The following is a 25,901-nucleotide window of genomic DNA, read 5'->3' as shown; positions in this document are numbered from 1 at the left end:
GTGGTTACTGAAGGCTAATACGACATATCTCACAATCAGTCAGCGACGCGCCGAAATGTCCGTGATGCCCTCATGGGTGTCCGCCGGGGGCGCCAGGGGGTCAAGGGGAGTTATCCACAGGGGCCGCGGGGGAAGCGGCGGAGCTCGTAGGCTTCAGGAATGGCTCTGGCGGACGTGGAAGTGGTCGTGGACATGGATGAGGAAGACGCTCCGGGGACGAGCGAGGCGGTGCAGGTGCTGCGCCGGGTGTTCGGGTACGACGCGTTCCGCGGCAGTCAGCAGGAGATCATCGAGCACGTCATAGGGGGCGGGGACACGGTCGTCCTGATGCCGACCGGTGGCGGAAAGTCGCTCTGTTACCAGATTCCCGCGCTGGTCAGGAGCGGTGTCGGGGTGGTGATCTCGCCGCTGATCGCATTGATGCAGGACCAGGTCGACGCGTTGCGGGCACTGGGCGTGCGGGCCGGATTCCTGAATTCCACGCAGGATCTGGAGGAGCGGCGGCTCGTCGAGGCCGAGTTCCTCGCCGGGGAGCTGGATCTGCTGTACCTGGCACCGGAGCGGCTGCGGGTCGAGCAGACGCTGAGCCTGCTGGACCGGGGCAAGGTCTCGCTCTTCGCGATCGACGAGGCACACTGTGTCGCACAGTGGGGGCACGACTTCCGGCCCGACTACCTGGCACTGTCGATGCTGCACGAGCGCTGGCCCGACGTGCCGCGGATCGCGCTGACCGCCACCGCGACCGAGGCAACCCACGCCGAGATCAGCAACCGGCTGAGGCTGACGGACGCCCGGCACTTCGTGGCGAGCTTCGACCGGCCGAACATCCAGTACCGGATCGCGGCGAAGAGCGAGCCGAAGAAGCAGTTGCTGGAGTTGCTGCGCGGGGAGCACGCCGGCGACGCGGGGATCGTCTACTGCCTGTCGCGGGCGTCGGTGGAGAAGACCGCTCAGTTCCTCGTGGACAACGGGATCCCCGCGGTGCCGTACCACGCGGGGCTCGACGCCCGTACGCGTGCGCAGAACCAGGCGCGCTTCCTGCGCGAGGACGGCCTGGTCGTGGTCGCCACGATCGCGTTCGGGATGGGGATCGACAAGCCGGATGTGCGGTTCGTGGCGCATCTGGATCTGCCGAAGTCCGTGGAGGGCTACTACCAGGAGACCGGGCGTGCGGGGCGGGACGGCCTGCCGTCGACGGCCTGGCTGGCGTACGGGCTCCAGGACGTGGTGCAGCAGCGGAAGCTGATCGACGGGTCGGAGGGGGACGAGGCCCACCGGCGACGGCTGTCGGCCCATCTCGACGCGATGCTGGCGCTGTGCGAGACGGTGCAGTGCAGGCGGGTCCGGCTGCTGGCGTACTTCGGCCAGGAGAGCAGTGCGTGCGGCAACTGCGATACGTGTCTGACCCCGCCGCAGACCTGGGACGGCACGGTCCCCGCGCAGAAGCTGCTGTCGACGGTCGTACGGCTGCAGCGCGAGCGGGGGCAGAAGTTCGGGGCCGGGCAGATCATCGACATCCTCCTGGGGAAGAAGACCGCGAAGGTCATCCAGTTCGATCACGACGCGTTGAGCGTTTTCGGAGTGGGCGCCGACCTCCGGGAAGCCGAATGGCGGGGCGTGGTACGGCAGTTGCTGGCGCAGGGCCTGCTCGCCGTCGAGGGGGAGTACGGCACGCTGGTGCTCACGGAGACCAGCGGCGAGGTGCTGCAGGGGGCGCGCGAGGTGCCGATGCGCCGGGAGCCGGAGAAGGCGGCGCGCGCGGCGAAGGCGCAGGCGAAGACGAAGGGCAAGCGGGCGCCGGTGGATCTGCCCGAGGAGGCGCTGCCGGTCTTCGAGGCGCTGCGCGGCTGGCGGGGGCGTACCGCCAAGGAGCAGGGCGTGCCCGCGTATGTGATCTTCCACGATGCGACGCTGCGGGAGATTGCCATGCTCCGGCCGACCACGACGGCCGAGCTGGGCTCGGTCAACGGCGTCGGCGAGAACAAGCTCGCGAAGTACGGGGAGCCGATTCTGGATGTGCTGGCGGGAAGGGAGCAAGGAGCGGGAAGGGAGCAAGGGGAAGGAAGCGGGGACGGAGCTGCTGCGGGTGCCGTGACGGGTGCCGTCGGCCCGGAGGTGACCGGGGTGGCTCAGGTGACCGGGGTGGCCCAGGTGGCCGGGGGCGGTCGTGCGGAGTCGGAGTCGGTGTCAGGGGCGGTGCCGGCCCGGGAACGGGACGAGGACGAGGCGCTGCCGGAGCCGCCGGACGACATGGCTCCGGAGGACATGGACGACATCGACTGGTGAGTGCCCGGCCAGTGCCTGCGCCGGCTGCCGTGAGCCGGGGTAGTGCCCTCGGGTCACTGGACGGCGAGGGACAGCGGGTCACTGGACGGCGGAGGCGCCGTACGGCAGGTACAGGGTGGCGCGGGCGCCGCCGTCCGGGGCATTGGAGAAGTCCAGCTCGATGCCGAGGACGGCGGCCTGGCCGACGGCGATGGTCAGGCCCAGGCCGTGCCCCTTGCCGCGGCCGGGTGCGTCGGTGCGGAAGCGCCGTGGGCCGTGGTGCAGCAGATCGGCGGGGTAGCCGAGGCCGTGGTCACGTACCTCGACGGTAGGGGGGCCGCCGGGCGGGGCGTCGACGGTGACGACGACCGGGGGCCGGCCGTGCCGGTGGGCGTTGAGGACGAGGTTGCCGACGATCCGGTCGAGGCGCCGCCGGTCCGTTTCGACGACCGTTTCGGACACGATACGTACCTCGGTGTCCAGGCCGGTGGCGCGCACCGCGCGCTCGACCAGCACACCCAGTTCGTACGCGGCGAACTCGGCGCGCTCGGTGCCGGAGTCCAGCCGGGAGATCTCCAGCAGGTCCTCGGTGAGGCGGCGCAGCGCCTGTAGCCGGTCGAGGATCATCTCCTTGGGCCGGCCCTCCGGGAGCAGTTCGGCCGCGGCGAGGGTGCCGGTGAGGGGCGTACGGAGCTCATGGGCGACATCGGCGGTGAAGCGCTGCTCGGCCTGCAAGCGGCTCTGCAGCGAGCCGGCCACGGAGTCGAGGGCCGCGGCCACCGCCGCCACCTCGTCCCGCCCCGCCGGGCCGCGGCCCGGGCGCCACAGGTCTCCCCCGTCGCCGACCCGGGCGTCCAGATCCCCGGCCGTGATCCGGCGCGCCACCGCCGCCGTGGTGGCCAGCCGGCGGCTCATGCGATGGGCGAGGAGCAGCCCGGCGAGGGTGACGGTCGTGGCGGCGAGCACCGCCGAGCCCAGGATGACGGTGTCGAGCTCCTCCAGGGAGCGGCGGGTGTTGGCGTACGAATGCCAGACGGCCAGCACCCGGCCATCGGCCGGCGCCGCCGCCCACATGACGAGGCGGCCCCGATACGTACCGACCATCGTGCCGTGCCGCCCGGAGTGCACCAACTGGCGCAGCGGATCGGGCAGTTCGGCCGGATCGAGGAGGGAGTTGACGTCCTCGGCCGAGGTGCCGTACTCGAAGGCGTCCAGCGCGGTATCGAGGTTCTCGCGGGTCTCCTTGCGGACGTCGGCGACGACGTGGCGGGCCACCTCGTTGTGCACGAGGACACCGAACACGGCGGCGACCGCGCAGCTCACCGCCATCACGGTCAGCGCGATCTTCCAGCGGACGGAGACCGCGGGGAACCTCATGGACTGCCGCCGGACGGGCTGCCGCCACCGGACGGGCTGCTGCCACCGGACGGGCCGCCGCCACCGGCCTGCCCGGCCCCGCGCTCCTGCCTGGTCGGGTGCTTGCGGGGATCATCGAGGGTCAGGTCCCACAGGGCCATCGAGTCGCCGTCCCAGACGTAGTCGGTGACGGCGACATAGCGCGGGTCCTTGGTGGGCTCCCGGACGGAGAGGTGCCCGGCCGCCAGCTCGACCCCGGCCAGCACCGCGCGCAGCAGCAGCACCCGGGTCACCACCGTGTCCTGGACGCTGTAGACGCGCAGCTCGCTGTTGCGGGGGTCGAGGTCGACGGCGGTGATCAGTTCCGGCTTGCCGTCATCCGTGAGGTCGTGCAGGACGGGGCGGCGTACGGCCTTCGGGGCAGGAGGCCGCCGCCCCTCCGCGGTGATATCCGCGTCGAGGACGGCGAGCGGGTCCACGTCCGCCATGCTGCCGCTGGGGACGCGCGGCACATTCGGTACCGGCTTGCGGGCGACCGGACTGTCCTCCCGGCCGGGCGGGGCGGGCGACGAGCCCGGCCACAGCGCGAGCGGGGCTGTGACGTCCCTGGCGCGCCCGTCGCTCTCCAGGCCCTCCGGGCCGCCGCAGGCGGCAAGAAGCGGGAGCAGGGTGAGGAACGGAAGAAGAGGGAGGAACGGAAGAGGGATGGCCGGGGACCGTCGCATCTCGTTGCCACCGCCTCCGCAGTCGTCGCGCCGGTGTCCGGGGGATGGGTTCTTCGCCGGGCTCTTCGCCGGGCTCTTCGTCGGATTCCTCGTTGGATTCCTCGTTGGATTCCTCGTTGGATTCTTCGATGGATTCCTCGGTGCGGCCATCCGACGGCGTCCGTACGCCCATCCGCCGCGCACCCATATGCCGCGCACCCATACGCCCGTACGGCCGCATATCCGCACATCCGTACGGTGATTCGGCTCGGTGCTCCGCCCTCGGAGGGCTTCGTGACAGGGCCGATCGCAGAGTTCGTGCTGACTGTTACACAACATACGGGTGGCCGTGAAGGACGCTCCGTACCGTGGTGTGCCGTAACTCACCCCTATGGCGGCCGAGCGCCGCCCCCGACGAGGAGTACCCATGCGGGCCCAGCGCCGCCACATGATCCGTACCGCCACCGTCGCGACCGGTGCGCTGGCCGTCCTGCTGCTTCCCGCAGGCGCCGCCTCCGCCGCCGACACCGCCGCGCACGCGGAGAGCCGGACGTCGATCGTGCTGCCCGACAACGGGCTGGCCGGGCTGGCCGAGAAGGCGGGCCACCTGCCCAAGGCCGGACTGATCGGTGGCGCGGGTGCGCTGGGCGTGGCAGGTGCGGTCGTCGCCGTGCAGCGCCGGCGGCAGAGCGGCCACAGCGGCGGCCAGCAGGCCTGAGCCCGGTCTGGAGCCGGCCGGGACCGCCGGCCTACTCCTCCCCTGCCGGCCCCTACTCCTCCCCCGCCAGCCGCTGCACGTCCTCGTACCCCAGCACCTCGCCGCCCGTCCCCGTGACATCCGGCAGCTGCCGCTCCGAACGGATGGCCTCCGCCGCCCCGAGCATGGCTTGCAAGGCGGTACGGAAGAGCAGTGAGCCGGTGCTGATACGGCGAACGCCGAGCTCCGCCAGCCGGCTGACGGTGTGCCGCCCTGGTGCGAAGAGGATGTTCAGCGGCGCCGGGATCTCGGCGACCAGTACCGCTACGTCCTCGTCGGCGACGACCCCCGGGACGAAGATGCCGTCCGCGCCCGCGGCCAGATAGCTCTCGGCGCGCGAGAGCGTCACCGAGAGCGGCGGCGGGGCGTCCACCAGCCAGTGGGTGTCGATCCGGGCATTGAGGAAGAGTCCCGGTGCGCGTTCCTTCGCCGCACTGATCAACTCGGCCTGGCGCACCGGGTCCTGCAGCCCCGCACCGCCGGGCAAGCCGTCCTCCAGGTTGAGGCCCGCCGCCCCGGACTCCGCCAACTCGCCCGCGATGGCGGCGACTTGGGTCGGCTCTCCGCCGAATCCGCTCTCGATGTCGACGGTGTACGGGCACGGCAGCCGACCGTTGAGCCGCCGCGCCAGGGCCAGGGTCGCCTCGCGGACTTCGGCGAGCCCGCGCCCGTCCGGCCAGCCCTGGGCCGAGGCGACGCCCAGGCTCGTCGTACCGACCGCCGCATACCCGGCACCGGCCAGTGCGGCGGCCGAGGCGACATCCCAGGCGTTGGGCAGCAGCAGGGGCCGGTCGGCGTGGTGCAGCGCGTGGAAATGGAAGGTGGCGTACTCCGAGGAGGTGCTCATACGAGCACCGTAGGCATGTCTCCCTTCGGTAGCCACCCAGGACTCGCGGCGGACCAGGGAGTCATGACCACTCCGGCGTACAGCTCCGAACTCGCACGGCATGCCCGTGTGGTCCGCGCGCCCCCGTGTCGATCCGCACGCCCCGCCCTCATACCGGATACCGGATACCGGATACCGGCGATAACCCATGGCTCCGCGCACCCCGCCCCCGTACCGTACGGACATGATCGACACGCCGCGCCCCGGCCGACCGGGCCCCGCCACCCGCACCCTCTGGCGCCCCACCGGGCCCGAGGAGCTCGCGCTGGTCGAGGCCTCGGGCCGGCGCGCCTGGCCGCCGCGGCTACCCGACCAGCCGATCTTCTATCCCGTCCTCAACGAGGACTACGCGATACGGATAGCCCGCGACTGGAACGTACCGGCCTCCGGCATCGGCCATGTCACCCGCTTCGAGGTCGAGGCGGACTTCGTCGCGCGCTACCCGGTACGGCAGGCGGGCGGACGGACGATCCTCGAACTCTGGGTTCCCGCCGAGGACTTGCCGGAGTTCAACCGGCACATCGTCGGCCCCATCGAGCTGATCCACACCTTCGTCCGCACCTTCCGTCCGCACCTTCCGTCCGCTGCGGCGTCATGACGTCAGCCGGCCCGGTCGCCCGTCCGCGCCACGCCGCACGCCCCCGGGCGCGCGTACACCGTGACCCGGGCGCCGCGTACCTCCCTGCTGCCGCAGGCCTCGAAGGCGTCGCGCAGGGTGGCGCGTTTGGCGATTTCCTGGTCGGTGTCGTCGGTGGGCTGGTCGGCGGGGTCGCCGGCCACGATGATGCGGCGGGCGGCGAGCATCCGGTCCCGGATGGCGTCGCCGGAGACTTCGGTGCCGTAGAGGGTGTGTGAGGCCACCGGGCTCTGCGCCAGGGCGAGGTCGTCCAGGCCGCGGAAGTCATCCGGCCGGGTCGCCATCCAGATCCGGCGCCGCGACGGCATGAAGAGCAGGCCGTCTCCCGGCTCGGCGGTCTCCCGGACGGCCCGGGCGACCGCGGTGACGTCGTCGACCCGGCTGTCCGGGCTGCGGAGACGGACGGTGACGGGGAGCAACGCGGCCAGGGCCAGCGCCACGGCAAGCGTGCGACGCAGCCGTCGGGCGCGGGTCTGGCCGTGCTCACCGGCCGGGCGGAGCAGCCGGGCCAGGGCCGCGCCGGCGAGCAGCGCGAATCCGGCGACGTAGTACAGGACATAGCGGTCGACGTAGGCCGGTTCGAGGTGCGAGAGCAGGAACAGCAGCAAGGTGGGGAGCAGGAGCAGGGGGACGGCCAGAGCCCGCAGGCCGATCGGGCCGCGGGAGGACACCCGGGCGCGGACACAGACGTGGGCGCAGGCGAGGCCGAGGGCCGCGAGCGCGGCGAAGGTCAGCAGCTGGCCGGGGTCCGGCCACAGCAGCCAGCTGAGCTGCGCGGACTGCCGGGTGCTGTAGACCGCGAGCGGGGCCAGTCCGGCGAAGACGGCGGCCGCGCAGAGCGCCCAGGCGCGCAGTACGCGGCGGGGCAGCCGGGCGAGTACCACCGCGGCGCCGTGCGCGGGCAGCGCCAGACACGCGAACTCGTGCAGCAGGCAGGCACACAGCATCAGCGCCGTATAGGCCGCCCACAGCCTCCGGCGCGGGCGGGCGGCGGCCCGCACCAGCACATAGCCGGCCCAGATCACCAGGGCGCAGACGGCCGCGTAGGAGCGCCCTTCCTGCGCGTACTGCTGCACGAGCGGGATCAGCGCGAAGACCAGGCCCGCGAGCAGGCCGGCCCGCGGTCCGACGAGTCGCCGGCCCAGCAGGGCGACGCCCGCCGCGGCGGCGGTCATCGCGGCCACGGACGGCAGCCGCAGGCCGACCGCCGCCCCGAAGACCCCGTCGAGGGCCCCGCCGAAGGCCCCGCCGAGGGTGGCGTCGTAGAGGCGGAACCAGACGTGCATCAGCGCGTAGTACACGCCGTGTACGACATCGACGTGCTGCAACGTGGCCCACAGGTCGGCCAGGCCGCGGTGCGCCATGTCGTACGTGACCGCCTCGTCACGCCATACGGCCCCCTGCCGCCGGATACCCCACGCCCCCAGGAGCAGCATCAGCCCGGAAGGCAGCAGCCACACGGCGGCACTCCGGGCCGCCGGTACCGCCCGGGCCGTTCGTACCGATCGGGCGGTACGAACGGTATGAGCGGCACGGGCGGCGAGGGCACGGAGCTCTGGAGCTCTGGAGCCGCTCACCCCAGGCGGGTCAGCTTCGCCCCGAACGTCGGCGCGACAAGGTCCTTCTGCAGCGCCACCGGCGTCTTCTGGGCGTTCTCGCCGCTGCCGACCGTCAGCTGACCGACCGTGGTACCGGCCTTCGCCTCGTGCGGGACGGTCTTGCCGCCGCCGTCGATCTTGAGCTCCAGCTTCTGTCCGCCGACTCCGACCGCGCTGACGTCCTTGGTGGCCACGACCGGCGTCCGGCCGCCCAGACCGTCGTCCACGTAGCCGACGACCTGGCCCTTCTTGACCACCGGGGCGGACACGAGGGCCTCCCGGATCGCCTTGATCAGCGGTCCGGAGCGGTCCAGGACGAGCTGGAGGCTGGCGGCGCCGTCCTTGTCCGGGCCGCTGACGTGCTGGTCCATCGTGACGCCGAGGATCAGCGGGGTCTGCTCACCGCCGGTCTTGTCACCGACGGTCTTGTACGACGCCCACATCAGCGCGCCGCCGGCCGCCGTGCTCGAACCGGTCTTGATGCCGACGACGGTCAGGCTGCGGTCGGCCACCAGCTTGTTGTTGTTGAAGATCCGCTTCGGGAGGCCCTTCTCGGCGTCGGGCAGCCGCACCACCGACCGGAAGGCGTCGAACTTCATCACGGCGTCGGCCAGCTTGAGCTGGTCCACGGCGGTGCTGACGGTCTTCGGGTCCAGGCCGCTGGGGTCGGTGTAGGTGGTGTTCGTCATGCCCAGGTCCTTGGCGGCGGCGTTCATCTTCTTGACGAACTCCGCCTCGGACGTGGAATTGGTGTCCCAACGGGCGATCAGACGGGCGATGTTGTTACCCGAGGGGATCATGAGCATCTGCAGCATCTGCTGCTGGGTGTACTCCTGGCCCACCTGGAGACCCTCGACCCGGGACTCGTCCCCGAGGTCCTGGTCCTTGACCGCTCCCTCGTCGATCCGGATCTTGGGGCCCGGTTCGTTCAGCTTGAGCGGGTGGTCCTTGAGCATCACGTACGCCGTCATCACCTTGGCGACGCTCGCCGTCGGCACCGGCTTCTGCGGGCCGTGCGTGCCCAGGCTGCCGGAGCCCCGCACCATCGCGGCGGACTGCCCCTGCTCGGGGAACGGCACGGTGAACTTGCCGCCGTCGAAGGTGAACGAGGACTTGGCGTCGCCGAAGGCGAAAGCCGGGTCGGGGAGCGGGCGCACCGACTGGACGACCACGAAGATGATCGCCAACAGCACCACCAGCGGGGTCCAGATCTTGACCCGGCGGACGACGGTACGCATCGGCGTCTCGGCCGGCGGCGGGGTGTTGGTGAGCTTCGCCAGGAGGTCGAGCGGCGGCAGCGGCTCCTGCTTGGTCCGCTCCGACTCGGGCAGCGCGGCGGGCTGCGGGGCGGCACCCGCGGCACCGGTCGCCGAGGGGGCTCCGGTGGCGGGCGGCTTGGCACCGGTCGCCGGCTTGGCGCTGGTGGCCGGCTTGGCGGGAGCGGAAGCGGAACCGGTGGCGGGGGGAGTGATCCCGGTGGCCGCGCCCGCGGCCTTGCCGGACCCCTTGCCGGGCTCCTTGACGGAGGCCCGGTCCGCGGGCTTCTGCCCGGCCGGATCGGTGGCCTTCTCCTCGGTGGCCTTCTCCTCGGTGGCCTTCTCCGCGGTGGCCTTCTCCGCAGCCTTGCCGGAGCCGGGGGCCGCGCCCGCGCTCTTGCCGGTGGCTTCGTCTGCGACCTTGTCTGTGGCCTTGTCGGTGGCCTTGGCGGTCGTACGGGTCGGAGTCCGGGGCGCCGTCTTGCCCAGCGACCTGTCCGCGCTGCCGTCATCCGCCGACTTCAGCGCCACGAACTGGCTGGTCCGCTCGGAGTCGCTCTCGGGAGCGTCCTTGGCACCCGAACCCTTGGAGGCGCCGGACTCGGGCTCTTCCTTGCCCTTGGAGTCCTCGCCCTTGGAGTCGACCTTGCTCTCCGAGTCGGCCTTGCTCTTGGAGCCGGTCTTGGCCTGGGCGTCGGTCTTGGCCTGGGCGTCGGCCCCTGCCTTGTCCCCGTCCTTCCCCCCGTCCTTGCCCTTGGCCGGCGGGGCGATCTTGAACGTGGTGGTCGCCTGGTCGACAGCCTCGGCCGAGGCGCCCTTCCCCTTGGTCTTGGCGATGGCAAACACACGGGTCGCGTCGTCGACCGCCACCCCGTCGTCCTCGGCCTCGCGCTCCCCGCCGTCCTTGGCACCGCCCTTGGCATCGGACGCCTCGGCGGGCTTGCCCTTCTGCCGCCCGACGGTCTTGAACACCGCGGTCGCCTTGTCGACGGCCTCCGGCTCGGCGTCATTCCCGGCGCCGGACGCGGCATCGGCTTCGACCTTGGCTTCGGTCTTGGCCTCGGTCTTGGCCTCGGCCTTGGCATCGGAGGCGGCCTCGGCCTGCTCCTTGCCCTCCGGCTCAGGCGCAGGCTCCCGCTTGGGCTCGGACTTCCCCTCGCCCTTCGCCTCCGCCGACACCGCTGCCGTCGCTTCAGCCTTTACGTCGGCTTTCGCGTCGGCCTTTGCGTCCGCCTTCGCGGGGGCACCCGCAGACGCCTCCGAACGCTCGCCCTCGGCTCCCGCACGACGCTCGCCCCCCTCGGCCCCCGGACCGTCCACAACGGCCTCCTGAGGCGCCTCAGAGGTCTTGGCCCCGTCGGGCTTCCCCTCGGGCTTCCCCTCGGACTCCGCCGCCTTCCCCGCGGCCTTCTCCGCCGGTTCCTTCTCCGATTCCTTCGCCGGTCCGGCCGGCTCCCCTCGGAAGGCGGACAGGCGCGGATCACGTTCGCTCCGTGCCGTCTCCCCCGACGACTGCTTCTTGTCCGACTTGTCGGGGGACTCGCCCGCCACCGATGTCTCCTTCGTACGTCGCACTGCTGTCTGACCCAGTGTTCCCGAGTGTCCTGTTGTCCGCATGAGGCCGCCTCGCCGCCACGCGAACCGAAGCCCGCCACACCGCACGGATAGCTGCCGCCGACGTACAAGACGAGAACGACATACCTACCGGTTCCCTATCGAACCCCCCACGCACTCTCGACAGATGAATGTGAGAGGGGTCACCCTGTCATTCATCCACGCGGGGAGGCATGGATGGGCAGGAGCCGCAGAACAATTCCGGAGGAGCTTCTGCTGCTCGCTTTGGACCCGGCGACGGGCACCACAGCGCAGCCGCAGTCGCTCGACCTCGGCCTGGCCGGGGCCCAGCTAGTAGAGCTGGCTCTGGCGGGACGGATAGCCCCAGACGGGGATCGTATCGCCGTGGTGATGGCACGGCCGACAGGAGATCCGACTCTGGACTCCGCGCTCGAACTGCTGCGCCGACGCGGCAGCCCGGTGCGCGCGGTCCACTGGATCGGCGGGCCCCGCCTGGGGCTGCGCCAGACGTACCTCACACACCTCGAACGGTGCGGCATGGTGCACGCCGTGGCGGGGCAGATGTGCGGGGTACTGCCGACGACGCGCTACCAAGCGACGGAGACGGCGATCAGCCGGGAAATCAGGGCCCGGCTGGACAGCGCGATCCGCACCGGCGTACCGCCGGACCCGCGGACCGCGGCACTCGCCGCGCTGGCCCACGCGGTCGGTCTCGGCAAGCATCTCTATCCAGGGAACGAGGGGCGGTCATCGCGCTCCCGTCTCCGGGATCTGATCCGGCACGACCCGATGGGCGGGCTGGTCGCACACGCCGTCATGGACGTGCAGAACGGCGTAGCGGCCCAGCCCCGGCGCGCACAGGCCGCCGGCAACGGCGGGCGGACCGTACGGCAACGGGCGTCCGCGTCCCGGGGCACGGCGGATCCGTCCGGCGCACCGGACCAGTCGCGGCACGGCCACGGCAGGATGGCCCGGGCAGGCGCCCGCTGACGCCGTAGGGCGCCGCAGGGCCCCGCACCGCCCGTATGGCGCCACGTCCGGGCCATACGCATCTTCACGCACCATCACGCAGCAGGACGCGCGGGGTGGGCGCACCGGTCCGTCCTCGGCGACGGCCGATCCGCCGCCCCGCGCGCACCCGCTCAGTGCGCACACACTTCACCCATATACACCCGCGCACATATGCACGGTGCTCGCCTTCTGTGCGCATTTCACTGCGCGGTGTCACCTCGGAGTGGCAGTCTGCTGAGGAAACGACAGCAGTACGGAGCCGGAGGTGCACTACCCGTGGCGTCCAATATCAACCCCACCGTCAGGCGACGCCGCTTGGGCCAGGAGCTGCGCAGGCTCCGCGAGGACAAGGGCATGACGGCGGAGCAGGTGGCCGAGGAGCTGCTGGTCTCCCAATCGAAGATCAGCAGGCTCGAGAACGGCCGCCGCAGCATCAGCCAGCGCGACGTCCGCGACCTGTGCGCGGTGTACGAGGTCGATGACCACCGGATAGTCGAATCGCTGATGCAGATGGCGAAGGACTCGCGCCAGCAGGGCTGGTGGCACGCCTTCGGCGACATCCCGTACAGCGTCTACATCGGTCTGGAGACCGAGGCGGCCTCGCTCCGGATCTATGAGTCGCTCCTCGTACCCGGTCTGCTGCAGACGCCCGGCTACGCCGAGGCGGTCATCCCCGGCACGGTCCCCGAGCTGGCGACGGACCACTTGGAGAAGCGGATCCAGGTGCGGATGCGCCGCCAGGAGCGCGTCAACGACCCCGAGAAGCCGCTGCGGCTCTGGGTGGTACTGGACGAGAGCGCGTTGCGGCGGGTGGTCGGAAGCCATCTGATCATGCGCGAGCAGCTCGACCATCTCGTCGAGATGAGCAAATTGCCGCATGTGACGGTGCAAGTACTTCCCTATGACGCCGGTGCGCACGCCGGAATGTCGGGAACGTTCTCCATCCTGGAATTCGACGATGCCTCGGATTCCAGCGTGGTGTACATCGAGGGCGTCACCAGCGATCTCTATCTGGAGAAAACCAACGATGTGCACAAATACACAATCATGTACGAGCATCTGCGTGCACAGGCACTGAGCGCGGAAGCCAGCCGGGAGTTCATCGCGGACGCGGCGAAATCCCATGCGGATGCGATGGGGTGAGGCCTCGGACCAGGGGAAATTGGACGGAATGCGGCATTCCGGAAATCCGGATCGCACCGTACACCCGCCCCCCGCTTCCATGAAAGGAGATCACGGAACACACCATTCGGACGGGTGAACGGCCTCGGCGGCCGGCGATGTCGGCGCGTAGCGTCATCACTACCGAATCCGCGGTAACTCAGAGTGATCAGGAGTGAACATGGCCGTCCAGCCCAATTCCGCATTCTCCTGGACCAAGTCCTCATACTCCGGTGGTAACGGCGCCTGTGTGGAAATCGCCGTTCCCACCACCGCAGCAATCGCCGTGCGCGACTCCAAGGACCCCGAAGGGGCACGCCTCACGTTCGACAACCCCTGCTGGAACCACTTTGTGTCGAACCTCGCCGACGGCGCGTTCGACGTGGCGTGACCTGACACGTCAGAATCCGCAATCCGCAGATACGGGCCCTCTCGACTGGATCGCCGTCCTGGCCGAGCGGGTCCGTTGCTGTCCGTTGCACTTGGCCGGCTTCCCACGTTGTCGGCCGTCCCGCCGTGGGTGTTTCTCGCCGTGACGCCTGCGGCGGGCGTGGGTGTGTCGGGCGCGGGTCCGCTCCTCCGGACTGGCGTCCTGCGGAGCGGCCCCTCCCGGGAGTGGGAGAAAAAACGGTGAGTGGGGTGTACGCAAGTGGTCCACTGCGCGCAGGTGATCGCTTACGTACACCCCCACCGGTCTTTTCCCACCCACCCACGGGAGGGGGCGCACCGCAGAACGAAGTTCGGAGGGGCGCACCCGTGACGTACAGCCCCGCGCAGCGGCAACGGCCCGCCGCCAGGCGACACGGCGGGAAAGCCAAAAACGTGGGAGGCAAGCCAAGCGCAGCGGACGGGCGCAACGGCGAGGCGGAGCTACGGCGCCGCAGCCAAAAACGTGGGAAGTCAGCCAAGCGCAGCGGACCGCGGATACCGCGCGAGCCACCCCGGCGACGACCCGGCAGGGCCGTGCAGCGCGGCGCCCTGGGTCATCTCCATCGAGAAGTCGTCGGCCAACTGCAGGATCGTGGCCCGGCCCTCCAGCTCGACCAGCCACTCCGGCGGCAGCGCCGTTTCGCCGTGCAGGGTGCCCAGCAGGTTGCCGCAGACGGAGCCGGTGGAGTCGCTGTCACCGCCGTGGTTGACGGCGAGCAGCAGACCGTGCCGGAGGTCCTCGGCGACCAGGGCGCAGTACACGCCGATCGCCAGAACCTCCTCGGCCGCCCAGCCTTCGCCCAGCGACTCCACCCGGGCAGGCGTCGGCATGCCCTGCCGTACGGCGCCCAGCGCGCGCTGGAGGGCGTCGGTCGTCTCCTCGTGACCGGGACGGGGGGCCAGGTGGGCCAGTGCCGCCTGAACGGCGCTGTCGAGGTCGTCGCCGCGGGCCAGCGCATGGCTGATCACCGCGAGGGCGCCCGCCGCCAGATAGCCGGTGGGGTGGCCGTGCGTCTGCGCCGCGCATTCGACGGCGAGCTGGAAGACCAGCTGCGGCTCCCAGCCGACCAGCAGGCCGAACGGCGCGGAGCGCATGACCGCGCCGCAGCCTTTCGCGTCGGGGTTCTTGGGCTTGTCGAGGGTGCCCATCACCTCGTCTCCGAGGCCGGTCAGGCAGTCCCGCCCGGGGGTGCGGCGGGAGTAGAGCCACTCCTCACGGGCCAGCCAGCCGTCCTCCTTCCTGCGCTCGTCCGGGCCCCAGTCGCGCTGGGTGGCGGCCCAGCGCAGATAGGCGCGGTGGACGTCGGTGGGCGGGTGCCAGGCGCCGGTATCGCGGCGGACCTGGGCGCGGATCAGTCCGTCCACGGTGAACAGGCTCATCTGGGTGTCGTCGGTGACCGCACCGCGCCGCCCGTAGGCGGTCACGAGATCCGTGACGCCTTCCTGGCCGTGTGCCGAACGGATCGCGTCGAGCGAGTCGTGCTCGATCCCGGCTCCGAGCGCGTCGCCGATGGCACCGCCGAGCAGGCAGCCGCGTACCCGGCTGCGGAAGTCCTGCTGTTCCGCGCGCCCCCAGATGGCGCCGCCGCCGACTGTGCTCATGCCGAAACCTCGCTCCGCTCGGCTTCGCATTCGCACGGCGCGTACCTCTGCATGGCTCGCGCGCTGTGCTTGCTCACTGCGCCCTCCCGAAGCTCACCCGGTTCCGGAGCCGTGCCCCCCTCGGGCTCCTCCCGCAGCACTGTAATCGACCAGAATTGATCAATTTTTGGCGAGGTAAGTCGGGGCGGGATGATGAACAGTCGCGGGCATAGCGGCTTTTGGGCGGATATAACCCCGGAGCGCCCGGACTTGAGCCATCCTCCCGGCCGGGCATCCGTTCGACAATGGCGAGGGCGCCCGCTGGGCATGCTCTCCCCATGTCCGAGTACGAGTGGGATCGCACCACCATGGCCGTTGTCGCCTCCGCGCTCTCCGGGGACAGCGACGGTGCGGTGGAACTCCTCCGGCCGCTTCCCCAGCGCGACGTCTGCCATATCGCGGTACGGCTCGCCGCCATGGCCGCCGATGCTCTGATCGTCGCCGCCCAGGACAGCGGGGGCGACCGCGAGGAGGCGCTGTCGCAGTGGCAGCAGTGCATCCTCCAGCACGAGTCCGAGTACGAGGGCGGCGAGTAGGCCGGGACGAGCAGGGCGAAGGTGCGTACGTCCAAGCCAAGGCGCGTACATCCAAGCCAAGACGCGTACGCCCAAACCAAGGCGCGCAGACCCAAGCCACAGCGCGCAGGCCCAGGCCAAAGCGCCTGAGCCCGGGCCAAGGCGCGCAGCCCCCTAGCCCCCTAGCCCCCTAGCCCCCGGCCACGATGCCGTTACTCCACCACCGGCAGCAGCTCCGGCAGATGCCCGTCCGATGCGCGGGCGACGGCCTGGCGTTCCTCGCGGACCGGGCCGTAGGTCGTCGTGCGGGGGCGGGCGGGGCGGCCCGCCCGGTCGGCTATGGCGACCAGGTCCTGGATGGAACGGTACGAACCGTAACTCGACCCCGCCATCCTGGAGATGGTCTCCTCCATCAGCGTGCCGCCCAGGTCGTTGGCTCCCGAGCGGAGCATCTCGGCCGCACCCTCCGTCCCCAGTTTGACCCAGCTGGTCTGGATATTGGTGATGTACGGGTGGAGCAGCAGCCGGGCCATGGCCGTCACCGCGCGGTTGTCCCGGGTGGTGGGGCCGGGGCGGGCGATACCGGCGAGGTAGACGGGGGCGTTGGTGTGGATGAACGGCAGCGTGACGAACTCGGTGAAGCCGTCGACGTTCTTGGACCGTGCCTCGCGCTGGATGTCGGCCAGCAGGCGGAGGTGGCCGAGCCAGTGGTGCGGCTGGTCGACATGGCCGTACATCATCGTCGAGGACGAGCGGATCCCCAGCTCATGAGCGGTCTTGATGACCTCGACCCAGGTGGCGGTGGGGAGTTTGCCCTTGGTGAGGATCCAGCGGACCTCGTCGTCGAGGATCTCGGCGGCGGTCCCGGGGATGCTGTCCAGCCCGGCCGCCTTCGCCTCCGTGAGCCACTCGCGGATCGACATACCGGTACGCGTCGCGCCGTTGACGACCTCCATGGGCGAGAAGGCGTGCACATGTATTCCGGGGACGCGCTCCTTCACCGCGCGCGCGATGTCGAAGTACGCCGTGCCGGGCAGGTCGGGGTGAATACCCCCCTGCATACAGACCTCCACCGCGCCCACGTCCCACGCCTGTTGGGCACGGTCGGCGACCTGGGAGAGGGAGAGGGTGAAGGCGTCGGCGTCCGTACGACGCTGGGCGAAGGCGCAGAAACGGCAGCCGGTGTAGCAGACGTTGGTGAAGTTGATGTTCCTGGTGACGATGTAGGTGATGTCGTCGCCCACGGTGTCGCGGCGCAGTGCGTCCGCGATGGTGCACAGGGCGTCCAGCGCGGGCCCGTCGGCGTGCAGCAACGTCAGCGCCTGGGCGTCGGTGAGCTTGGTCGGGTCGTCGGCGGCCTGCGACAGGGCCTGCCGTACGTCGGCGTCCGTCCGCTCGCCCCGGCCGCCGCCGGCGGGGACGGGACCGGCCGCCATCACGGGCGCTGCCGCCTCGCGCAATGCCTCCCAGTCGCCGTAGACCTCGTCGAAGTCGTCCCGGCGGTCGCCGCTGCGGCCTTCGGTGTCGATGGTGTGGTGCAGGTCCGTACGGCCCGAGGAGTTCAGCGTGAAGCCCTCGTCGGGCTCCTGCCAGGGGCGGCCCACCACCGGGGCGTCCTCGACGGCCAGCCCCGTCTCCGGGTCGGCGAGCGCGCGGACGTGCGGCAGCATGCGGGGGTCCAGCCATGGTTCGCCGCGCTGGATGAACTCCGGGTAGACGGGGAGCCGTTCGCGCAGCTCGAAACCGGCGGCCGCGCAGCGCTCGGTCAGCTCGTCGATCTGCGGCCAGGGACGCTCGGGGTTGACATGGTCGAGGGTCAGCGGCGACACCCCGCCCCAGTCGTCGATCCCCGCGGCGATCAGGAGCGCGTACTCCCCGTCCACCAGGTTGGGCGGCGCCTGGAGGCGCGTCGACGGGCCCATGATGTGCCGGGCCACCGCGATCGTCGCGGCCAGCTCCTCCAGTTCGGCATCCGGCATACCGCGCATCGCGGTGTCCGGCTTGGCGCGGAAGTTCTGCATGATCAGCTCTTGGATGCCGTGGTAGGCCCGCTGTATCCGGCGCAGCGCGAACAGCGACTCGGCGCGCTCCTCGTAGGTCTCCCCGATACCTATCAGCAGCCCGCTGGTGAACGGGACGTTGGAGCGCCCGGCGTCCTCCAGGACGCGCAGCCGTACGGCCGGCTCCTTGTCGGGCGAGCCGTGATGCGGGCCGCCGGGCTCGCTCCACAGGCGCTCGGCGGTCGTCTCCAGCATCATGCCCAAGGAGGCGGACACCGGCTTGAGGCGCTGGACGTCCGTCCAGGACATCACCCCGGGGTTGAGGTGCGGCAGCAGCCCCGTCTCCTCCAGGACGCGGATGGCCATGGCGCGGACGTACGAGATGGTGTCGTCGTAGCCCTGCGCCGCCAGCCATTCGCGGGCCTCGGGCCAGCGCTCCTCGGGCTTGTCCCCCAGGGTGAACAGGGCTTCCTTGCAGCCCATTTCAGCGCCCCGCCGGGCGATGTCCAGGACCTCGTCGGGCGACATGAACATCCCGTGACCGGCCCGGCGCAGCTTGCCGGGGACGGTGGCGAAGGTGCAGTAGTGGCACTTGTCCCGGCACAGGCGCGTCAGGGGGATGAAGACACCCTTCGAGTACGTGATGACACCGGGGCGGCCGACCGCCTCCAGGCCGGCGTCCCGTACCCGCCCCGCGGAGGCGCACAGATCCTCCAGGTCCGCACCGCGGGCCTGGAGCAGCACCGCGGCCTCGCCGGCATCCAGCGCCACGCCGTCGCGGGCCCGCCGGAGCGCGCGGCGCATCGCGTTGGCGGTGGGCCGGGCCGGGGAGGCGGGACGGGCCTGGGCAGCCTCTCGGCCGGCTCCCTGGCCGGTCTCCCGGCCGGCTGCCCCGTCCGCCCCTCGGTCGGACGCCTGGTCAGATCCCTGCGCACTGGATGTCATTACTCGAGCATACGAGCGCCCGCCGACAGCGCCACCGCCGGAATGCGGGTGGCCGATGTGCCACTGATCACGGCCACCCGCGGTTCCGCGCCCCGGAGACCGGCGCTGAGACCGGCACTGCTCAGAGACCGGCGAGCAGCTCGTCGGAGTACGTACGGGTCAGGAACTCCATGCTGTGGCCGTCCGGGTCGTCGACGTAGAGACCGCGGCCGCCGTCGTGGGTGTTGTACTGCTGCGGCTTGGTGTGGTGGGGGTCCGCCCAGTACGGCAGACCGCGCTCCTTGATCCGGGCGAAGATCCCGTCGAACTCCTCCTCGGACACCAGAATCGCGTAGTGCGTGGGGACGAACTCCCGGCCGTCGGCGATCCGGTCGGCGTAGTCGAGCGTCACTCCGTTGTCGAGCCTGAGGGCGGCGAACGGGCCGTAGGCCTTGGGTTCGGGCGCGTCGAGAAGCCCGGCGAGGAAGCGGGCGGAGGCGAAGCGGTCGGAGCTGTGCACGATCGTGTGGTCGAGGCTGGGCATGGGATCTCCTTGATCTCCGTGGGCCCGTGATCAGCGCTCCCGGCGGCCGGTCGGCTTCCCCAGCCGCCACCGGGTCCGCGATACACAGGCCCTTCACCTGATCCTGCGGTCCTTCTCCCTCGACGCTACGACGCGGGGGCCGGACGCGGATCGGTCTGCGGTACCGACCGCGAACGGGAGCGCCGTACGCCGATGGTCCTAGGGCGCGGCGACAGACCTGGGCGGGGGCGGGAACGACAGACCTGGACGGGCGGGAACAGGCGGAACAGGGTGCGAGGAACGGTTTGCCGCACCGACCGACAGTTATCCACAGGCCTTTGTCCACAGGCCTTTTCCTCGCTGTCACAGCCGCGTACAACTGTCTTCACGCGGCGCGACGAACCGACTGCGCAGCGGCATCGGACGGACGACGCGAGACATCGCGAGACATCGAGACATTACGGGGGCAGAGATGGAACGACGCGAGGTGCTGAAACTCTCGGCGGTTGCGGGTACGGCGGGCGCGCTTACGCTCGGAGGTGTGAGCTTCGCCGACGCGGCGCCGGCGGCCGGGCGGCCCGGAGGCGAGCCGGTCGAGCAGACCCGCCGGGTGACCGGCCATCTGCCCACGGGCGCGCCGGATTTCGTCTACGTACCGGTCGAAGTGCCGCGCGGAGTAAGCGAGATCGCCGTCTCCTACGCCTACGACAGACCCGCCGTCCCGGACGGCACGGCCGGTAACGCCTGCGACATCGGCATCTTCGACGAACGGGGCACGGAGCTCGGCGGGGAAGGCTTCCGCGGCTGGTCGGGCGGTGCGCGCACGGAATTCTTCCTGCGGGCCGACGACGCCACCCCCGGCTACCTCCCGGGCCCCGTCAACGCCGGCACCTGGCATATCGCCCTCGGCCCGTACACGGTCGCACCGCAGGGGCTCTCCTACGAGGTCACCATCACCCTTCGGTACGGACCGCCGGGGCGGACCCCGTCGGCCGGGTATCCCCCCGACCGGGCACGGGGCCGCGGCCGGGCCTGGTACCGCGGCGACAATCATCTCCACTCGGTGCACTCCGACGGCAAGCGCACACCGGCCCGGATCGCGGCGCTGGCCCGGGCCGCCGGGCTGGACTTCATCACCACCTCCGAGCACAACACCACCTCCTCGCACCGCGCCTGGGAGGGCTTGTGGGGTGACGACCTGCTGATCCTCACCGGCGAGGAAGTCACCACCCGCAATGGACATGTGCTGGCGATGGGCACCGATCCGGGCGTCTTCATCGACTGGCGCTACCGGGCCCGGGACAACGCCTTCGGCACGTTCGCCCGGGCCATCCGGCGGGCCGGCGGTCTGGTCGTCCCGGCGCATCCGCACGCCACCTGCATCGGCTGCAACTGGAAGTTCGGTCTGAACGAGGCGGACGCGGTGGAGGTATGGAACGGTCCGTACACCCCCGACGACGAGGTCGCCCTCGCCGAGTGGGACAACACCTTGGTCGCGCACTCCCGGGACCGAGACCGTCGCTCCCGGGACCTGGACCGGGACCGGGACCGTCACTCACGCGACCACGACCACGACCGCGCGGACTGGCTGCCGGCCGTCGGGCACAGCGACGCTCATCGTGACCCGGACGTCGTCGGCCTGCCGCAGACCGTGGTACTCGCCGACGATCTCTCCCGCCGCGCGCTGCAGGACGGTATACGCGCGGGCCGGGTGTGGATCGCGGAGTCCTCGAAGGTCGGCCTGTCCTTCTCGGTCACCGGTGAGCGCGGCGAGTACGCCGGGATCGGCGAACGCCTGGAGGCGCCCGGCACGACGAAGGTCACGGCCCGGCTGGAGGTCTCCGGCGTACCCGGGTGCGCGGTCTCCTTCGTCACCGACCAGGGACGGCTGCACACATCGGCGCTGCCCCCGTCCGGCGCGGGCACCGTCACCTGGCAGACCACTCCCGACAACGCCGCCTACATACGGGCGGAGGTCCGCCACGCCCCGGCCACCCCTGGCCTGCCAGGCCCGATGGCGGCGATGACCAACCCGGTCTTCCTGGGCCGCCGCCAACCGGCCTGAGGCAGCCGGCCCCATCCGGGGCAGGCCCGGGTCTCACCCGGGCCACACGATCGCCTGGAGTTCGCTGTAGGCATGGAGCGCGTACGAGCCCACGTCCCGGCCTACGCCGCTCTTCTTGAAGCCGCCGAAGGGGGCCTCCATGTTGCGGCCGACCGTGTTCACCCCGACCCCGCCGGCCCGCAGCCGCCCGGCCACCCGGAAGGCGCGGGCCACATCCCCGGACCACACGTAGTCGATGAGGCCGTAGTCGCTGTCATTGGCCAGCGCCACGCCCTCGTCCTCCTCCTCGAAAGGAACGACCACGACGACCGGACCGAAGATCTCCTCCCGTACGACGCGCATGTCGTTGGTGCAGTCGGCCAGCAGTGTCGGTGTGACGTAGCAGCCCCGCGTCAGGCCGGCGGGCCGTTCGCCGCCCGTGACGACGCGGGCGCCCTCCTTCCGCCCGAGTTCGATGTACGACTCGACGCGGTCCCGGTGGGCGGCCGAGATGACCGGGCCGACGACCGTGGTGGGCTCCCTCGGGTCACCGACCCTCAGCCGGCGGGCGTACCGCGCGAGCCGCTCCACCAGCGCGTCGTACACACCCCGTTGAGCGATCACCCTGGTCGGTGCCGTGCAGATCTGCCCGCTGTAGAAGGAGAACGTGGTGCCGATCCCCGCCACCGCCGAGTCCAGGTCGGCGTCGTCGAAGACCAGCGCCGCGCCCTTGCCGCCCAACTCCATCAACTGGCGTTTCACAGCGCGCCCGCAGACCTCCCCGATGCGCTGCCCGACGGCCGTCGAGCCGGTGAAGCTCACCATGTCCACATCCGGTGAGTCGACGGCCGCCACGCCGGCCTCGGCGGACGCGCCGCTCACCACGTTCACCACCCCGGCCGGCGCCCCCGCCTCCTCCAGTGCCGCCGCCATCCGGTACACCGACAGGGGATCCTGCGGGGCCGGCTTCACCACGACGGTGTTGCCCATGGCCAGGGCCGGGGCGACCTTGCCCGCGGGGTTCGCCCACGGATTGTTGTACGAGGTGATGCAGCTGACCACGCCGACCGGCCGGCGGACGACGAGCGCGCCCACCACCCCGGCCTTCCCCAACGGCCCACCTCCTGGCCCGGCCTCGTTGATCTGTGGCGGCAGTCCCTGCTCCACGGGCTCCAGGGCGCCCTTCGCGTACCGCCGGAAGCGGGCCACCGCCACCGCCACCTGCATCGCGCGCGCCGTCCCGGTCGTCGCACCGCTCTCGGCCCGCGCCAGTTCGGCGTTCGCCGCGAAGTCCCGCTGGATGACGTCCGCGGCCCGGTCGAGGATCGCGGCGCGCTCCTCGGGCGCCGTCCGCGACCACGGCCCGAAGGCCCGGCGGGCCGCGGCGGCCGCCTCGTACACCTGCGCCCGCGAGGCCTCGGGGGCGAGCCCGACGACCGCCTCCGTCGCCGGGTCGGTCACCTCGTAGTGCCCGCCCGCGGGCTCAACCCATTCCCCGCCGATCAGCAACCGCCCGGCCGGCGCCGTCACTTCGTCCTCCCCTGGTACTCATCTCGTACGCCCTCGTACTCATCTCGTACGCGTTCGTACTCATCTCGTACGCGTTCGTACTCCCCTCGTACTCCCGTCACACTCGCCTCGGACTCACCTCGTGCTCCCCTCGCACTCACCTCGTACTCACCGTCGCGGTGTCGCGGCCCGAGCGCAGCACCCGGCCCGGTACGGCCCCGGTGACCACGTCGTCGCGGATCGCCTCGACCCCGTTGACCCAAACGGCGTTGACGCCGATCGCCCGGGAGTCCAGGCGCGGGCTGTCGCCCGGCAGGTCGTGCACCAGCGTGGCCGGCCCGGCGTCGATCCGCTCCGGGTCGAAGAGGACCAGGTCGGCGTGGTAGCCCTCCTGGACGCGCCCGCGTTCTCGCAGGCCGAAGAGGTGAGCCGGGTCGTTCGTGAGCATCTTCACCGCCTGCTCCAGACCGGCCAGTCGCCGGCCGCGCAGACAGTCGCCGAGGAAGCGGGTGGTGTACGGGGCGCCGCACATCCGGTCCAGGTGCGCGCCCGCGTCCGAGCCGCCGAGCAGCACATCCTCGTGCTGCCAGGTCTCGGCGCGCAGGGCCCAGGAGGCCGGGTCGTTGTCGGTGGGCATGGGCCACAGGACGGTCCGCAGCCGGTCGTCGGCGCAGATGCCGACCAGGCAGGCGAAGGGGTCCTGGCCGCGCTCGGCCGCGATGTCCTGGACGACCCGCCCGGTCAGGCCCTCGTTCGCCGCGGAGTAGGTGTCGCCGATGACGTACCGGCCGAAGTCGGTGAGCCGCCGGAAGACACCGGCCTCCTCACTGCCCGCGTGCCGCAGCATCCCGGCCTGTACGGCGGGCTCGCGGAGCCGTGCGATCCGCTGCTCCACCGGCAGTCCGAGGATCTCGCCCCACCCGGGGATCAGGTTCAGCGCGCAGAAGGTGCCCAGGGACATGTTCATCGGCGTGAGGATCGGCATGGTGAGGGCGACGACCCGGCCGCCCGCCTTCCGGGCCCGTTCGCTCGCCCCCAGCTGCCGCGGGACGCGTCCGGGGACCGCCGCGTCGATGGTCAGGACATTCCAGTTCAGCGGACGTCCGGCGGCCGCGCTGAGCTCCACGAACAGCTCGATCTCGGCATCGCTGAACCGGTCGAGGCAGCCCGCGACGATCGCCTCGATCTGGGTGCCCTCGTGTGCGGCGACGGCCCGGCCGAGCGCGAGCAGCTCATCGGGCCCGGCGTACCGGGAGGCGACCGGCCGTCCGTCGCCATCGGTGTGGGTGGACGACTGGGTGGTGGAGAACCCCCAGGCCCCGGCGTCCATCGCGGCATGGAAGAGGGCGAGCATCTCCGCCATCTGCGAGTGACTCGGCGGCCTCCCGCTCACCGCGTCGGCGCCCATCACATACCGGCGCAGCGCGCAGTGCCCGACCATGAAGCCCGCGTTGACGGCGATCCGCCCTTCGAGCGCGTCGAGGTAGTCCCCGAACGAGTGCCACGACCAGGGCGCGCCTTCCTCCAGCGCCACCAGGGACATGCCCTCCACCTTGGACATCATCCGCCGCGTGTAGTCGGCGTCCTCCGGGCGGGCGGGGTTCAGCGGAGCGAGCGTGAAACCGCAGTTGCCGCCGGCCACGGTCGTCACTCCGTGGTGGAGGGAGGGGGTCGCGTACGGGTCCCAGAACAGCTGCGCGTCGTAGTGGGTGTGCGGATCGACGAAGCCGGGGGCGAGGACGCGTCCGGTGGCATCCTCGCTCGTCCGCGCCGCCAGGCTGCCGGTGCCGTTGCCGGCGGCCGTGCCGGTTCCGTTTCGGGCTCCGGACGGTGCGATGACGGCGATCCGCCCGTCCCGTATCCCGACATCGGCGACGTACGAGGGCGCGCCCGTGCCGTCGACGACGGTCGCGCCCCGGATCAGGTGGTCGAGCATGGCCGCGGCCCCCTTCAGGCGGCTTGCCGGAATCGCGTCGTCCGGTGCACCGGGTCCGTGTCGATCTTCGGGATGACGTGCTCGCCGATGAGCCTGATCGTGTTCATGGTGTCCTCGTACGGGATCCCGATCGGCAGCCCGAAGCTCAGCTGGTCGGCACCGGCCTGCTCCCAGCGCTCGCACTGCCGGAGCACCTCGTCCGGATCGCCGCAGATCATCAGCTCCTCGGCGATCAGCAGCTCGATGACCTCCGCGGTGTAGTCGGGCAGCAGCTCGGGCCACTCGGGGATGCCCTCGGGCCGCGGGAAGGTGTCGTGGTACCGGAACACCAGCGACTGGAGGTAGTTGAGCCCCCCGTTGACGGCGAGCTCCACCGCTCGGTCGTGCGTCTCGGCGCAGATCGCCGTCGACGTCACCATCACGTTGTCGTTGACGAAGTCCCCGACCGGTTCGGCGTCCCGGATGGCCGTCTTGTACTGCTCCAGCACCCACTCCATGTCGGAGACCTTCTGCACGCTGAAGCCCAGTACCCCCAGCCCCTTCTTCGCCGCCATGGCGTACGAGGACGGGGAACCGGCCGCGTACCACATCGCGGGGTGCGAGGACCCGTACGGCTTCGGGAAGACCTTGCGCGGCGGCAGCGACCAGTGCTTGCCCTGGAACCCGGCGTACTGCTCCTGGAGCCACATCTTCGGGAACTCGGCGATGGTCTCTTCCCAGATCTCCTTGGTGTGGTTCATATCGGTGATGCCGGGGAGGAAGCCGAGGATCTCGTGCGAACCGGCCCCGCGCCCGCTGCCGAACTCGAAGCGCCCCTCGCTGAGGTGGTCGAGCATGGCGACCTTCTCGGCGACCTTGACGGGGTGGTTGACCTGCGCGAGCGGGTTGAAGATCCCGGAGCCGAGGTGGATGCGCTCGGTGGCGTGGGCGAGGTAGCCGAGGAAGACGTCGTTGGCGGAGAGGTGCGAGTACTCCTCCAGGAAGTGGTGCTCGGACGCCCAGGCGTATTTGAAGCCGGAGGCGTCCGCCTGGATGACGTACTCGGTCTCCTCCATCAGCGCCTTGTGCTCCGCGAGCGGGTCGGTCTCGGCCCGCTTGCCCACGTATCCCTGTACAAAGAGCCCGAATTCCAAGGAGGTTCACCGTCCCCAAAGCCATAGCTGACGCTGCGTCA

19 protein-coding genes are annotated in these 25,901 nt (G+C 71.0%); 8 read left to right on the top strand and 11 right to left on the bottom strand.

The genetic code is table 11. The annotated features are described in order from the left end of the window. The first annotated feature begins 159 nt into the window (after positions 1-159). On the top strand, positions 160-2,286 hold the full coding sequence (gene recQ, locus ACFY12_RS16645; RefSeq protein ID WP_390716490.1) for a DNA helicase RecQ: 2,127 nt from the start codon (positions 160-162) through the stop codon (positions 2,284-2,286). A 78-nt stretch (positions 2,287-2,364) separates the two neighbouring features. Here the strand turns inward: recQ and ACFY12_RS16640 are convergent, their stop codons facing one another. Beyond that, entirely contained in the window at positions 2,365-3,642 is a 1,278-nt protein-coding gene (locus ACFY12_RS16640; RefSeq protein WP_390716489.1) for a sensor histidine kinase, read from the bottom strand. Beyond that, positions 3,639-4,346: a hypothetical protein gene (locus ACFY12_RS16635; protein ID WP_390716488.1), complete on the bottom strand. Its 708-nt coding sequence runs from the start codon at positions 4,344-4,346 to the stop codon at positions 3,639-3,641. Before ACFY12_RS16635 ends, ACFY12_RS16640 begins: the two co-directional genes overlap by 4 nt. A 406-nt stretch (positions 4,347-4,752) precedes the next feature. On the opposite strand from ACFY12_RS16635, the gene ACFY12_RS16630 reads away from it, so the two are divergent. After that, on the top strand, positions 4,753-5,043 hold the full coding sequence (locus ACFY12_RS16630; protein WP_390716487.1) for a hypothetical protein: 291 nt from the start codon (positions 4,753-4,755) through the stop codon (positions 5,041-5,043). A 52-nt stretch (positions 5,044-5,095) separates the two neighbouring features. On the opposite strand, the gene ACFY12_RS16625 is transcribed toward ACFY12_RS16630, so the two are convergent. Then, positions 5,096-5,929, bottom strand: a complete 834-nt coding sequence (locus ACFY12_RS16625) for an isocitrate lyase/phosphoenolpyruvate mutase family protein (RefSeq protein ID WP_390716486.1) — start codon at positions 5,927-5,929, stop codon at positions 5,096-5,098. 223 nt (positions 5,930-6,152) lie between these two features. Here ACFY12_RS16625 and ACFY12_RS16620 point away from each other — a divergent pair, with 223 nt between their 5' ends. Beyond that, positions 6,153-6,566 (top strand): ADP-ribosylation/crystallin J1, encoded by a 414-nt coding sequence (locus ACFY12_RS16620; RefSeq protein ID WP_390716485.1) that lies wholly within the window; start codon positions 6,153-6,155, stop codon positions 6,564-6,566. Between the two features lie 2 nt (positions 6,567-6,568). Here the strand turns inward: ACFY12_RS16620 and ACFY12_RS16615 are convergent, their stop codons facing one another. Together ACFY12_RS16615 and ACFY12_RS16610 are read right to left on the bottom strand one after the other, a co-directional pair. Then, positions 6,569-8,065 carry a glycosyltransferase family 39 protein gene (locus ACFY12_RS16615; RefSeq protein WP_390716484.1) on the bottom strand — a complete coding sequence of 499 codons (1,497 nt, stop codon included), beginning with the start codon at positions 8,063-8,065 and terminating at the stop codon, positions 6,569-6,571. Positions 8,066-8,178: 113 nt separating this feature from the next. Next, the gene (locus tag ACFY12_RS16610) at positions 8,179-11,010 is read right to left on the bottom strand and encodes a D-alanyl-D-alanine carboxypeptidase (protein WP_390716483.1); all 2,832 of its coding nucleotides are present in this window, start codon (positions 11,008-11,010) and stop codon (positions 8,179-8,181) included. A 240-nt stretch (positions 11,011-11,250) separates the two neighbouring features. Between ACFY12_RS16610 and ACFY12_RS16605 the strand changes: the two genes are divergently transcribed. The 3 genes from ACFY12_RS16605 (at position 11,251) to ACFY12_RS16595 (ending at position 13,597) form a co-directional block, all read left to right on the top strand. After that, positions 11,251-12,024 carry a GPP34 family phosphoprotein gene (locus ACFY12_RS16605; RefSeq protein WP_390716482.1) on the top strand — a complete coding sequence of 258 codons (774 nt, stop codon included), beginning with the start codon at positions 11,251-11,253 and terminating at the stop codon, positions 12,022-12,024. A 297-nt stretch (positions 12,025-12,321) separates the two neighbouring features. After that, positions 12,322-13,188 carry a helix-turn-helix domain-containing protein gene (locus ACFY12_RS16600; RefSeq protein WP_390716481.1) on the top strand — a complete coding sequence of 289 codons (867 nt, stop codon included), beginning with the start codon at positions 12,322-12,324 and terminating at the stop codon, positions 13,186-13,188. A 199-nt stretch (positions 13,189-13,387) separates the two neighbouring features. Then, positions 13,388-13,597: a DUF397 domain-containing protein gene (locus ACFY12_RS16595; protein WP_390716480.1), complete on the top strand. Its 210-nt coding sequence runs from the start codon at positions 13,388-13,390 to the stop codon at positions 13,595-13,597. A 509-nt stretch (positions 13,598-14,106) separates the two neighbouring features. On the opposite strand, the gene ACFY12_RS16590 is transcribed toward ACFY12_RS16595, so the two are convergent. Further along, entirely contained in the window at positions 14,107-15,237 is a 1,131-nt protein-coding gene (locus ACFY12_RS16590) for an ADP-ribosylglycohydrolase family protein (RefSeq protein WP_390716479.1), read from the bottom strand. A gap of 317 nt (positions 15,238-15,554) precedes the next feature. On the opposite strand from ACFY12_RS16590, the gene ACFY12_RS16585 reads away from it, so the two are divergent. After that, positions 15,555-15,812, top strand: a complete 258-nt coding sequence (locus ACFY12_RS16585; protein WP_390716478.1) for a hypothetical protein — start codon at positions 15,555-15,557, stop codon at positions 15,810-15,812. 191 nt (positions 15,813-16,003) lie between these two features. Here ACFY12_RS16585 and ACFY12_RS16580 read toward each other — a convergent pair whose 3' ends face one another. Further along, positions 16,004-18,736, bottom strand: a complete 2,733-nt coding sequence (locus ACFY12_RS16580) for a bifunctional FO biosynthesis protein CofGH (protein ID WP_390716477.1) — start codon at positions 18,734-18,736, stop codon at positions 16,004-16,006. 121 nt (positions 18,737-18,857) lie between these two features. Further along, positions 18,858-19,259 carry a VOC family protein gene (locus ACFY12_RS16575; protein WP_390716476.1) on the bottom strand — a complete coding sequence of 134 codons (402 nt, stop codon included), beginning with the start codon at positions 19,257-19,259 and terminating at the stop codon, positions 18,858-18,860. Positions 19,260-19,710: 451 nt separating this feature from the next. Here ACFY12_RS16575 and ACFY12_RS16570 point away from each other — a divergent pair, with 451 nt between their 5' ends. After that, positions 19,711-21,303, top strand: a complete 1,593-nt coding sequence (locus tag ACFY12_RS16570) for a CehA/McbA family metallohydrolase (RefSeq protein WP_390716475.1) — start codon at positions 19,711-19,713, stop codon at positions 21,301-21,303. 33 nt (positions 21,304-21,336) lie between these two features. Here the strand turns inward: ACFY12_RS16570 and ACFY12_RS16565 are convergent, their stop codons facing one another. The 3 genes from ACFY12_RS16565 to ACFY12_RS16555 form a co-directional block, all read right to left on the bottom strand. Further along, positions 21,337-22,812, bottom strand: a complete 1,476-nt coding sequence (locus ACFY12_RS16565) for an aldehyde dehydrogenase family protein (RefSeq protein ID WP_390716474.1) — start codon at positions 22,810-22,812, stop codon at positions 21,337-21,339. Positions 22,813-22,948: 136 nt separating this feature from the next. After that, the gene (locus ACFY12_RS16560; protein WP_390716473.1) at positions 22,949-24,727 is read right to left on the bottom strand and encodes an amidohydrolase family protein; all 1,779 of its coding nucleotides are present in this window, start codon (positions 24,725-24,727) and stop codon (positions 22,949-22,951) included. 14 nt (positions 24,728-24,741) lie between these two features. Next, on the bottom strand, positions 24,742-25,860 hold the full coding sequence (locus ACFY12_RS16555; RefSeq protein WP_390716472.1) for an LLM class flavin-dependent oxidoreductase: 1,119 nt from the start codon (positions 25,858-25,860) through the stop codon (positions 24,742-24,744). Positions 25,861-25,901 lie beyond the last annotated feature (41 nt).

The organism is Streptomyces sp. NPDC001339 (assembly GCF_042895955.1).
Taxonomy (GTDB): domain Bacteria; phylum Actinomycetota; class Actinomycetes; order Streptomycetales; family Streptomycetaceae; genus Streptomyces.
The sequence above is the reverse complement of the archived record's forward strand: the minus strand, read 5'-3'. Positions and strand labels throughout refer to the sequence as shown.